This window comes from Georgenia halophila (genome assembly GCF_039541595.1).
Window position 1 is genome coordinate 252,072 of sequence record NZ_BAABGN010000013.1, and the last position, 11,273, is coordinate 263,344.

Annotated in this window: 11 protein-coding genes and 1 pseudogene; 7 read left to right on the top strand and 5 right to left on the bottom strand. The window is 72.4% G+C overall.

Annotated elements, in window-relative coordinates; translation table 11 throughout:
* Window positions 1-5: 5 nt before the first annotated feature.
* The 5 genes and pseudogenes from ABD907_RS17340 to ABD907_RS17355 all read left to right on the top strand — a co-directional run bounded on the left by ABD907_RS17340 (window position 6) and on the right by ABD907_RS17355 (window position 6,074).
* Window positions 6-1,814 (top strand): glycoside hydrolase family 2 protein, encoded by a 1,809-nt coding sequence (locus ABD907_RS17340; RefSeq protein WP_345217842.1) that lies wholly within the window; start codon window positions 6-8, stop codon window positions 1,812-1,814.
* A 181-nt stretch (window positions 1,815-1,995) separates the two neighbouring features.
* The gene (locus ABD907_RS17345) at window positions 1,996-4,929 is read left to right on the top strand and encodes a helix-turn-helix transcriptional regulator (RefSeq protein ID WP_345217844.1); all 2,934 of its coding nucleotides are present in this window, start codon (window positions 1,996-1,998) and stop codon (window positions 4,927-4,929) included.
* A gap of 267 nt (window positions 4,930-5,196) precedes the next feature.
* Window positions 5,197-5,319: pseudogene (locus ABD907_RS21300) on the top strand (class I SAM-dependent methyltransferase); the annotation flags it as partial.
* 34 nt (window positions 5,320-5,353) lie between these two features.
* A complete protein-coding gene (locus ABD907_RS17350) occupies window positions 5,354-5,638 on the top strand; it encodes a hypothetical protein (RefSeq protein WP_345217846.1) in 285 nt (94 codons plus the stop codon).
* A gap of 58 nt (window positions 5,639-5,696) precedes the next feature.
* On the top strand, window positions 5,697-6,074 hold the full coding sequence (locus ABD907_RS17355; protein WP_345217848.1) for a VOC family protein: 378 nt from the start codon (window positions 5,697-5,699) through the stop codon (window positions 6,072-6,074).
* A gap of 69 nt (window positions 6,075-6,143) precedes the next feature.
* Here ABD907_RS17355 and ABD907_RS17360 read toward each other — a convergent pair whose 3' ends face one another.
* On the bottom strand, window positions 6,144-6,743 hold the full coding sequence (locus tag ABD907_RS17360) for a DUF998 domain-containing protein (protein ID WP_345217850.1): 600 nt from the start codon (window positions 6,741-6,743) through the stop codon (window positions 6,144-6,146).
* 1 nt (window position 6,744) lies between these two features.
* Window positions 6,745-7,854 carry an LOG family protein gene (locus tag ABD907_RS17365; protein ID WP_345217852.1) on the bottom strand — a complete coding sequence of 370 codons (1,110 nt, stop codon included), beginning with the start codon at window positions 7,852-7,854 and terminating at the stop codon, window positions 6,745-6,747.
* Window positions 7,855-8,074: 220 nt separating this feature from the next.
* Between ABD907_RS17365 and ABD907_RS17370 the strand changes: the two genes are divergently transcribed.
* Window positions 8,075-8,647, top strand: a complete 573-nt coding sequence (locus ABD907_RS17370; RefSeq protein WP_345217854.1) for a flavin reductase family protein — start codon at window positions 8,075-8,077, stop codon at window positions 8,645-8,647.
* Window positions 8,648-8,673: 26 nt separating this feature from the next.
* Here ABD907_RS17370 and ABD907_RS17375 read toward each other — a convergent pair whose 3' ends face one another.
* From ABD907_RS17375 to ABD907_RS17385, 3 genes are all read right to left on the bottom strand, one after another.
* Entirely contained in the window at window positions 8,674-8,961 is a 288-nt protein-coding gene (locus tag ABD907_RS17375; RefSeq protein WP_345217855.1) for a hypothetical protein, read from the bottom strand.
* Between the two features lie 70 nt (window positions 8,962-9,031).
* Window positions 9,032-10,087 carry a trypsin-like peptidase domain-containing protein gene (locus ABD907_RS17380; RefSeq protein ID WP_345217857.1) on the bottom strand — a complete coding sequence of 352 codons (1,056 nt, stop codon included), beginning with the start codon at window positions 10,085-10,087 and terminating at the stop codon, window positions 9,032-9,034.
* 141 nt (window positions 10,088-10,228) lie between these two features.
* Entirely contained in the window at window positions 10,229-10,645 is a 417-nt protein-coding gene (locus ABD907_RS17385) for a ChaB family protein (RefSeq protein ID WP_345217859.1), read from the bottom strand.
* A gap of 127 nt (window positions 10,646-10,772) precedes the next feature.
* Between ABD907_RS17385 and ABD907_RS17390 the strand changes: the two genes are divergently transcribed.
* On the top strand, window positions 10,773-11,270 hold the full coding sequence (locus ABD907_RS17390; protein WP_345217860.1) for a GNAT family N-acetyltransferase: 498 nt from the start codon (window positions 10,773-10,775) through the stop codon (window positions 11,268-11,270).
* Window positions 11,271-11,273 lie beyond the last annotated feature (3 nt).

Consider the following 11,273-nt stretch of genomic DNA (forward strand, 5'->3'; position numbering starts at 1 on the left):
GAAAGATGACGACACCCGGTGACGCGATGCCGCGCCCCGAGTACCCACGCCCACAGTTCGTCCGAGCCGACTGGCATTGCCTCAACGGCTGGTGGGACTTCGAGATCGACCAGGGTGACTCCGGCCTCGAGCGTGGGCTCGTCGAGGGCAGGCTGTCCGACCGGATCCTCGTGCCGTTCGCGCCCGAGTCGGAGCTGTCCGGCATCGAGAACACCGACTTCCTCGAGGCCGTCTGGTACCGACGCACCGTCGAGGTCCCCGCCGGCTGGTCGGGCCGCCGCGTGCACCTGCACTTCGGCGCGGTGGACCAGGACGCGACCGTGTGGGCCGACGGCGTGGAGGTCGGCCGGCACCGCGGCGGCTGGACGCCGTTCACCGTGGACCTGGGGGAGCGTGCCGGCCAGAGCGTGGTCATCACGGTCCGGGCGCGCGACCCCCGCCACGCGGCCCAGGCGCGCGGCAAGCAGGCCATCAAGTACGCCAACTCCGAGTGCAACTACACCCGCACCACCGGCATCTGGCAGACGGTCTGGATGGAGCCGGTCGCCGACCTGCACATGCGCCGCCCCCGCATCACCCCGAACCTGGCCGCCTCGTCCTTCACGGTCCAGGTGCCGCTCAGCGGCAACGGGCCTGGCAGCCGGGTGGCGGCGGACCTGACGGCCGACGGCGAGACCGTGGCCTCCGCCGTCGTGCGGGCGGACCTGGACCTGGCGCCCTCCCTCGTGCTGCAGATCCCGGAGGACAAGGTCCGAACCTGGGGACCGGACGACCCGTTCCTGTACGGCTTGCGGATCCGCCTGGAGGACGGCGACGGGAACGTCGTCGACGACGTCGAGTCCTACGCGGGTCTGCGGTCCGTGTCGATCGACGGGCACGCATTCCTCATCAACGGCGAGCGCATCTTCCAGCGGCTCGTCCTCGACCAGGGCTACTGGCCCGAGTCGCTCATGACCGCGCCGAGCGAGGAGGCCCTGGTCCGCGACATCGAGCTCGGTCAGCGGGCCGGCTTCAACGGCGCACGGCTGCATCAGAAGGTCTTCGAGGAGCGCTACCTCTACCACGCCGACCGGCTCGGTTACCTCGTGTGGGGCGAGTTCGGCGACTGGGGGATCGCGGGCCTCGGACCGGCCGGGGACCACCAACGGCCCACGGCGTCCTTCGTGACCCAGTGGGTCGAAGCGCTCGAGCGCGACTACTCTCACCCCTCGATCATCGGGTGGTGCCCGCTGAACGAGACCCACCAGCCGCTCACCGACCGCATCACGGTGCTCGACGACGTCACGCGCGCGATGTTCCTCGCCACCAAGGCCGCCGACCCCATGCGGCCGGTCCTCGACGCGTCCGGCTACTCCCACCGCGTGGCCGAAACCGACGTCTACGACTCCCACTCCTACGAGCAGGACCCGGAGGCGTTCGCCCGCGAACAGTCCGGCCTCGCCACCGGCGAGCCGTACACCAACACGGGCCCCGAGGGTCGGGCCTGGTCGCTGCCGTACCGCGGTCAGCCCTACTTCGTCAGCGAGTTCGGCGGCATCTGGTGGAACCCGGACGCCACGGACGTCAGCGGGCAGGACTCCTCCGAGTCCTGGGGGTACGGTCAGCGGGTCCGGGACGAGGACGAGTTCCAGGAGCGGTTCGCCGGGCTGACCGGCGTGCTGCTGAACGACCGGGAGATGTTCGCGTACTGCTACACCCAGCTCACCGACGTCTTCCAGGAGCAGAACGGCATCTACCGGTTCGACCGGTCGGAGAAGCTCGACGTCGATAAGGTGCGCGCGGCGCAGCTGCGGCCGACGGCCTTCGAGGAGTAGGCACCGGCGACCTGCCGCCGAGAGCAGGCTCTTCCGCCGTCTGCTGGTGTTTGAACGCCGGCACTCGGCGGCACTGCCTGCTTTCGGCGGTGCGACTCCGGGCCGCGACTCCCGGCTCGGCGACCTTCGCGCGCATGGCCGCGGGTACCGCGATGTGGGCACGAGGGGCCATCATGGCGGCGTGCCCACGACTCATGCTTCACCCCTCGTCGGCCGGGCGGCGGAGGTCGAGCGGCTCGCCGCGCTGACCGGCCTGACCGACAGCGGGACAGCGTGCGCCGTCGTCGTCGCAGGGGACGCCGGCGTCGGCAAGACGCGCCTGCTCACCGAGCTCGCCGCCCGCGCCGAGCCGGCCCGCGTCCCGACGCTCGTGGGCCACTGCACCGACATCGGCGACGGCGCCCTGCCCTTCCTGCCGTTCGGCGAGATGTTCGGCAGGCTCGAGGCTGCCGAACCGGACCGTTTCGCCGACCTTGCGGCCCGCCACCCGGCTCTCCTCCGGCTGCGTCCCGGCCGCCGGGCCGCCACGTCGGCGGACGGCCCGGACGACTCCGGGCGTGCCGACCTCTTCGACGCCGTGCACGCCGCGCTCGAGGAGCTCGCCGCGCCGGCCGGCCTGCTCGTTCTCGTCGAGGACCTGCACTGGGCGGATCCATCCACCCGCGACCTGGTGACTCTGCTCTTCACCCGCGGGTTCGCCGGCCAGGTCGCCGTCGTCGCCTCCTACCGCAGCGACGACCTCCACCGGCGCCACCCGCTGCGTGCGCGGGCGGCGGAGTGGGCACGGCTGCCCGGGGTGGAGCGGCTCCAGGTCGGCCCGCTGCCCGACGCCGATGTCCGCCTTCTCGTGCGCGGCCTCTGTTCCGGTCTTACCGCCGAGCCCGACGTCCGTGAGATCGTCCGCCGGGCTGAGGGCAACGCCTTCTTCGCCGAGGAGCTGGCGCTCGCGCGTGCGGCGGGCGACGCCGCCCTGCCCGCCGACCTCGCCGATCTGCTACTGCTGCGTCTGGACCGGCTCGACGACGCACCCCGCACCGTGGTCCGAGCCGTCGCCTGCGCCGGCCGCCCGGTGGCGCACGAGCTGCTCGTCCACGTCCTCGACCTCGACGACGAGGCGCTGGAGGGCGCCGTGCGGACCGCCGTCGACAGCAACGTCCTGGTGCCGGTGGACGGGACCGCCTACGCGTTCCGCCACGCCCTCCTCGCCGAGGTCGTCTACGACGATCTCCTGCCCGGTGAACGGCAGCGCCTGCACGCTGCCTACGTGCGGTCGTTGCAGGCCGGCGGGACCGAGGGCACGGCCGGTGAGCTGGCGCACCACGCCCTCGCCGCGCAGGACGTCACCACGGCGGTGATCGCGGGCATCCAGGCGGGGGACGACGCCGCCGCCGTCGGTGGTCCGCACGAGGCAGCCACCCACTACCTTCGCGTCCTGGGGCTGCTTGACCGACCGGGCGCACCCGACGTCGACGGCACGGACCTCACGGTCCGGGCCGCGGATGCACTGCTCGCGTCCGGGCACCCGCACCGGTCCGCGGATCTCATCGCCGACTTCCTGCGCCAGCGACCCGGCGGACCGACCGGGTCTGACCGCGCCCGCCTGCTGCTGGCACAGGCCGCGGCCCTGCGGGAGATCGACACCGACGTGAGCGCACTGGACGTGACCGCGGAGGCCATCACGCTTGCCGCGGAGGATCCATCGCTGCGGGCGCGAGCCCTGACCGCACACGCGTACGCCGCCTACGATCGCGGCAGGGACGCCGACGCGACCCGCTTCGCCGAGGAGGCGCATGAACTGGCGAGCGCGCGGGACCAACCGCGGGTGGCTTCGGAGGCGGCGATGCTGCTCGGCCGGCTCAAGGAAGGGTCGGGCGACCCCGACGCCTCGCTAGCCGCGCTCGGCGAGGTCGTCTCGCAGGCGCGGCGGGACGACGACGTCGTCGCCCTGATCCGCGGGCTGCACCTGACCGGCACCATCCTCTTCGAGGTCGGCGAGCTGACCCGGGCGCGGACGGTGTACCTCGAGGCGGCCGCCATCGCCTCCGAGCATGGCCGACCGTGGTCCCCGAACGGCCTCGACGCGCGGTTGCTGGCCTGCCTCACCGCGTACATGACCGGCGACTGGGACGCCGTCGCCGCGGAGTCCGACGTTTCCGACCAGTCCCCGCCGCCGTTGGTCGGGGTGCTGTTCGGTGCTCTCGCACTCAGCCGTGCCGTCGCGCGCGGGGACGATGACGCGGCGCGGCTGCTCGACCAGGTGCGCGAGTGGTGGCCTCGGGACGCCTTCGTCTGCGTCCTCTCCGCCGGCGCAGCCATCGATCTGCACGGACAGCATGGCGACGTCGCCCGTGCCGTCGCCGTGCACGACGAGGCTGTCCGGACGGTCTCGACTCTGTGGCACGCCGAAGACGGCCTCTTCCAGGCCCGCGTCCGGCTGGGCGCCCTGCTCCTTGGCCAGCTCGCGGACGCTGCGGCACGGGCCGGCAGCGACGCTGAGGATCTGGTCGGCCTGGGTGCCGCTGAGGCAAACGCCGCCGAGCGAACCGTGTCCCGGGCCACCGCGACCGGTCGCCCGTACGCCGTCGAAGGAAGGGCTTGGCAGGCACGGGCCAAGGCGGAGATGCTTCACCTGCGCTGGGTCGCCGGCATCGAACCGCCGGGCGAGGATGAGTTGATCGAAGCCTGGCAGCGGGCGGTCGACGGCTTCGAAGACCTCGGCCAGCCGTACGAGTGCGCCCGCTCCGAGGCGCGGCTGGCCCGCGCCCTCCGGGCCGCCGGCCGCGCCCAGGACGCGAGCCGACTGACGGAGCGGGCGGTCCGCACGGCGGAGCGGCTCGGTGCCCGGCCTTTGCTCGTCGAGCTTCGCGACCTCACGGCACGGCCGACGCCGGGCTCCTCCACCCGCGGCGGCCACGAACTGACGCCCCGCGAGCGCGAGGTGCTCGCCCTCGTCGCCGAGGGACGCACGAACGGACAGATCGCCGGGCAGCTCTTCATCAGCACCAAGACCGCCAGCGTCCACGTCTCCAGCATCCTGGCAAAGCTCGGCGCTTCTGGGCGGACCGAGGCCGCGGCAGTCGCCCGCCGCCGCGGTCTGCTTGCTGATCCTCGGTGAGCGCCTGGGAAAGTCACCAAGGCGCCCTCGATAGTGAGGACTTGAGCAGTGCACCGTTCGCACTGACGCCGACCGCGGCGCCCACGGGCGCAGCCGGGCTGTGGCAGGCTTCGGTGGGTGACTGGGTCGAGCGCCGATGCGGACTGGTCCGAGTACTACCGGCGGACCGCCGGACGTCCGCCACGTGACCTCGTCCGCAAGGGCGAGTTGACCGTCGGTGGCGCCGGAGTCGCCGTCGACCTCGGGTGCGGAGACGGCACCGAGACGGTGTGGCTGCTCGAGCAGGGGTGGCAGGTCACCGCCGTGGACCGGGAGCCGGCCGCGGTCGCGGGCGTGGCGGACCAGACGCGTGACGGCGCGCTGACCGGCGTCGTCGCAGACCTGTGCACCTACGAGTTCCCGACGGCGGATCTCGTCTTCGCCTGTGCCAGCCTGCCGTTCGTCCCCGGCGGAGTTCGACGCCGTGTGGGCGAGGGTCGTCACCGCCGTCCGGGGTGGCGGCGTCCTCGCCGTCAACCTCTTCGGTCAGCGGGACTCCTGGGCCGCCGGCCCGACGGCGGTCGAGGGGATGACCTTCCACGACCGTGACCAGGTGGAGGCCCTGCTCGACGGCCTGGTGATCGTCGAGCTGAGCGATTCCGAGTTCGACGGTCCGAGCGGACGTGGGCCGAAGCACTGGCACGGTTACGACGTCGTCGCGCGGGCTTGACGAGCGGCGCGTGGCGTCCTTGCCTACGCTGCTGAACGGTCCACGAAGGAGAGGAACCATGGCAGACGAACCCCGTCTCACGCTGAGCGGAGTGGTGCTGGACGCACCGGACCCCCGTGAGCTCGCCGGCTTCTACGAGCGGCTGCTCGGTTGGGAGAGGGTCACCGACGACCCGACCTGGGTACAGCTCGCCTCGCCGGACGGCGGACCGAAGCTGTCGTTCCAGCTCGAGCCGGTCTACACCCGGCCCACCTGGCCCGCGCGCGCCGATCAGCAGCAGATGATGAGCCACCTCGACATCAAGGTCGACGACCTCGAGTCCGCCGGTGCGCTCGCCACCGCGGCCGGTGCCGTGCTGGCAGACTTCCAGCCGCAGGAGCACGTCCGGGTCTATCTCGACCCGGTCGGCCACCCGTTCTGCCTGTTCCTCTTCTGACCGAGCTGTCACGTCGAGCCGCCGGGCGCTCGCCCCGCGCGACGGTGCGCGCGGTCGGCGCGACCTGGGCTAACCGGCCAGATGCACGAGCAGCAGCGCGAGCCAGCACCAGCCGACCACCATCGTCACGCGCTGGAGGAGGCCGGCCCGGGGCGAGTCGTTCTCCCAGGCCTGGCCGAAGGCGGCGAACAGCACGGCAGCGGCGACACCGGTGAGCCCGGAGTACGAGCGCCAGACCGCGCCGTCGAGCACCAACGTGGCGACGACGGCCGCCGCGGGCAACGACATGAAGACGGCGATGCCGAACCAGTCGTGGACCCGGTGGCGTTTGCTGAAGCGTTCCGGCGTCACGTCCGGGGTACCGGGCGGGTAGGCGCGCATCGCGTCCATCGGGAACACGCCAGAGGCGAGGAGCGAGACGCCGAAGACCGCGATCGGGACGGCCAGCCAGCCGCTGCCGGACGTGCCCGGCACGGCAAGCGCTGCAAGGGCGACGAGCACGCCGCACACCAGGAAGTTTCCGGTCTGGACCCAGCCGCGCGGGCCGAGCGCCAAGGCGCTGACCGGGTGGCGGACCGGGTCGTACCCGGGCCGGGTCGCGCCGTCGACCAGGAGGGTCACGACGAACAGCGCGAGTCCGGCGGAGCCGAGCCAGAGCAGCGTCGTCATGTCACCGGGCGCTCTCGCCGTGGCCGCCGAGGATCGACGGGACCTCGTCCACGTCCTCGACGAGATGGACGTGTGACGCCATGAGCCGGTCGCCGGCGAGTGCGGTCAGCAGCGGCCACACCGGCAGACGCTCCGTCCAGTGCTCGCGGCCCACGAGCACCATCGGCGCCACGGAGGACGCATCGGCGTAGTAGTTCTCGCACGCGTCCTGGAAGACCTCCTGGGTGGTGCCGGCCGCGCCCGGCAGGAACACGATGCCGGCGGTCGCGACCCGCAGCAGCACGGCCTCGCGGACCGCGTTGCGGAAGTACTTCGCCACCTGCGTCGCGAAGGCGTTCGGCGGCTCGTGGCCGTAGTGCCAGGTCGGCACGCCCAGTGACTCGGCCCCGTCCGGCCAGCGTTCCCGCACGTCGAAGGCGGCGCGCGCCCACGCCCGCACCGACGGTGCGAAGCTGGGCACCGCGGCGAGCATCTCGAGCGCCTCCTCGAGATTACCGGGGGAGCGATGGGCGAGGTAGGCGCCGAGGTTGGCGGCCTCCATGGCGCCCGGCCCGCCGCCGGTCGCGACCGTCAGGCCCGCGCGCGTCAGCTCGGCGGCCAGCCGGGCGGCCGCCGCGTACTCGACACTGCCTCGCACGAGGGCGTGGCCGCCCATCACCCCGACGACGCGCCGTCCCTCGACGGCGGCCAGCAGCGCGTCGTCGATGGAGTGGTCGTGCAGGGCCTTGGTGAGGGTCAGATCCAGCGAACGCTCCTGCTGGGACCAGGCGTACACCCGGGCGTCGAGCGTCGCCTCGTAGGAGGCGTCCATTCCCTCGTACAGCTCTTCCGCGTCGTACAGGGTCGCGCGGTAGCTGTCCACGGGGACACCGGGCACCGCCGGGAACACCAGGGCGCCCCGGGCCTGGATACTCACCTCGTCGCCCGGGTCCAGCTCGCAATCGAGGAAGAGCGCTCCGGCCACCTCCACCGACCGCAGGGCGTGGCCCCTGCCGCGCAGATCGAGACCCTGCAGGTGCCATCCGGACAGGTCGATCGCGCCGTCGGCGATCCTGGTGTCGAACTCCTCGACCGACTCGACCTCGACCGTGCTTCCTAGTCGCTTGCTCACGCCGCGAACCTACCGGTGACCGGCCACCCGCAGGCGCTGCTCGGGGTCTGGGCGGACGCGCCGAGCACCACCTGCCCGTGCCGAGCCGCAGAGCCGCCCGGTTCGAGCCGCGGTCCAGATGGCGGCCCAGCACGGCCGGACCCGCGGCCAACCGGTCGGCATCTGAGACATCGTCGACGTCGCGTTTTAGATCCGTGCCCCCTTAGCCACAGTGGCGAACATGTCAGCGGCAGCAGAATCCTCGGTGCGGGTCCGGTCTTCCGATCCGAGGGCCCGCCGGATGCGGGCGCTCCCGGGCACCGTGCACGCCGCCGAGTTCAAGAAGTTCTTCCGCAACCACCCGGCGGGCGTCGCCGTAGTCACCGCCGACCCCGGCGACGGGCCGGTCGGTCTGACCGCCACCTCGATCATCACCATCTCCGCGGAGCCGCCGCTGCTGGCGTTCTCGCTCGCGTCGGAGTCGTCGGCCACGCCGGCGCTGCGGCGGGCGGAGACGGTCCTGGTGCACCTGCTGTCCGTCGAGGACCTGCCCACGGCGCAACGGTTCGCCACCAGCGGCGTCGACCGATTCGCCGAACCCACGAGGTGGTCAAGACTGGAGACCGGCGAGCCGCTGCTCGACGGCGTCGGCGCGTGGTTGCGCGGGCGCGTGGTCAACAAGATGGACGCCGGGGGCTCCGTCGTCGTCGCGGTGCAGCCGCTCGAGACCCAGGTGCCCGACGCGGGCGAGGCGCCGCTCGTGTACCACAACCGCACCTGGCACGCGTTGGGTGAGGAGTCCCGGCTGAGCTAGATCCGGCGAGCCGGTTGCCAGGATTCTCAGTTGGCGGTGATCGTTCCGCTGACGCGGACACGGACGGGAACGCCCCCGACGTCGGAGGGCACGTGCCCGCTCGCCTCCGCCGTGGCGACGTTGACCAGTACGCACCAGTCGTCCTCGTCGTCCGTGGCGCTGCCTCGGTCGTCCGGGGAGTTCTCCGTGGAGGCTTTCGTCGCGTCTGCGGCATGGGCGGTCGGAGCCAGGCCGACGCCGGTCACGCCGTCGGCCCCGGCGAGAGACTCGCGCAGGGCTCGCTTGGCGGCCCTGGCCTGCTCGAGGCTGGCCACGATGATCACCTCCACGGCCCATTGTGCGCCGTGCGCGCGGACGCGGGAGCCGACGGGCCGGGCCGATCGGTCAGATCGATGCCTGTCGTGCTGTCGACCGGGCCAGGTTGACCCCGAGCGCGTCGAGGACGGTCCAGATCGGGTTGACGTACGTCAGCCCGGTACCGTTCGGGCCACCCGACTCCGATCCGGCGAACAGCAGGCCGATGGCGACGCCGTCCTCCCGGTAGACCAGGGAGCCGGAGTCGCCGCCCTGGGAGAAAGGACCGCCGGTCGAGGACTCGATCTCGATCTGATCGTCGAAGCTGACGGCGCCGAGCCCGCCGTAGCCGACCATGACGTCGTCCAGCTCGATCGCGCTGACCCGCCCGCTGGTCCGCCCGGTGGTGCGCCCGACCTTGGCCACCGACTCACCGCCGCGGGCCTCGACGGTCTCGGTGATCGTGCCGACCGGGTACTCCAGGTCCGCCTGCGGCTCATCGAGCAGGGCGATCGCGGCGTCGACGGTCATCGCCTCCTCCGGCCGTATCGGCACGAGGTCGGCCAGCGTACCGACCCGGTCCTCCGGGGCGGTGCCGCCGTCGGCCGGACCGGGCTGCAGGATGACGTCCCCGATCTCTGCGGACGGCGACCCGGCGAGGACGTGCCAGTTCGAGAGGACGAAGAGGTCGCCGTCGGCCTCCCGGACCACGAAGGCGCCGAGCGTGCCGGCCGTGACGTCGACGTGTGCGAGGGAGACGCCAGGGCGCAGCGGACGAATCCGCCCGGTCTCGCCCTGGGCCGGTTCGGCGGGCAGCGGCATGCCGGACCAGGTGGGCACGCCGGAGAGGCTGAGGATCCGGCCGGTACGCCGCACGTCCACCGAGGGCCCAGCCTGCTCGGCGAGCTGCTCGGCGATCGCCCGTGCCCGCGGTACGTCCGTCCGGTACCGCAGCGCGATGCCGTAGTCGTCGTCCGCCCGTGGTGCGAGGCCGATCGCCAACGTGGGGGCGTCGATGACGTCGTCGGCCGTGACGCCGCCCTTCCCGAGCTTGCTGGGCCGGGGGACCACGCCGTCGGCGTCGGCCAGCTCGCGAGCCCAATGCGCGAGCTGGAACTTTATGGTTCGTGCTTCGTCGCGATGCATACCTGCGAGTGTCACGGAGAGCACCCACACGCGCGCGGGGAGGGGAACAAAGCGCCGGGACGGTACTCGCGTGGTATCCCGGGCCGGGAGGCCGCTTCAGGTCGCCGGGCGCCGGGCGGGGTGAGCAGCCCAGGCGCCAGATCAGCGGTTGGCGCGAGTCTTCTTCTCGTTCGCCTTCTGGATCGCCTTGACGAGCTCGCCCTTGTCCATCTTGGACCGGCCCGGCACGTCGAGCTCCTTGGCGACGTCGTACAGGTGCGCCTTCGAGGCGTTCGCGTCGACGCCGCCGGCGGTCTTGCGGCTCGTGCCGCGGCCACCCTTCGCCTGCTTGTCGGACGGTCCCGACTCCTTCTTCGGCTCCCAGTGGTCGCCGACCTTCTCGTGGGTGTGCTTCAGAGCGGCGTAGGCGACGCGGTGGGCGCGCTCGCCCTCGCCGTACTCCTCGGCCGCCGAGTCGTGCGCCTCGGCGAACGTGCGCTGAGCCTTCTTGTCGGACTTCTGCAGGGTGCTCGGCAGCTCGGTCTGCTTGGGCTTGCCGCCCTTGGTCGTCTTCGGCATCGTGCGGATCCCTCCTGGCTGGGTTCGGGTCCCGGTTCCCAGAATGGTGCGGCTCAGCAGCACTCGCATCTCGAAGCGGTTCTGGCTCCGGACGGCTGAGCGGTGCCGGCCCGTAGCGTGGGACGCCATGACCGAACCCGTCGCCTTCGTTGTCCGGCCGCCGACACGCGCCGACGCCGACGCCATGGCTGTGGTGCACAACACCGGCTGGCGCGAGGCCTACGGGCAGCAGCTGCCTGAACGGTTCTACGACGACGCAGCGCTGGGCCGCCGCCGGGAGACGTGGCGACGGGTCCTGGGACGCGGTGACCTGGGTTACCGGATCGCCGTCGGGGAGTCGGGCGGCGCGGTCGTCGGGATCGCTATGGTCGGCGGCAGCCTCGGCGACCATCCGGTGCGCGACCTCGAGGTCTACGCGCTCTACGTCTACGCCAGCCACTACGGCACCGGGATCGGGCAGGCGCTGCTCGAGACGGTGCTCGGCGAGGAGCCGGCGCAGCTCTGGGTCGCCGCGGACAACCCGCGCGCCCGCGCCTTCTACGCCCGCAACGGCTTCCGGCCCGACGGCGCACGCAAGGTCGACTCCGGCCTGAACGATCTCGCCGAGGTGCGGCTGGTGCGTTGAGGT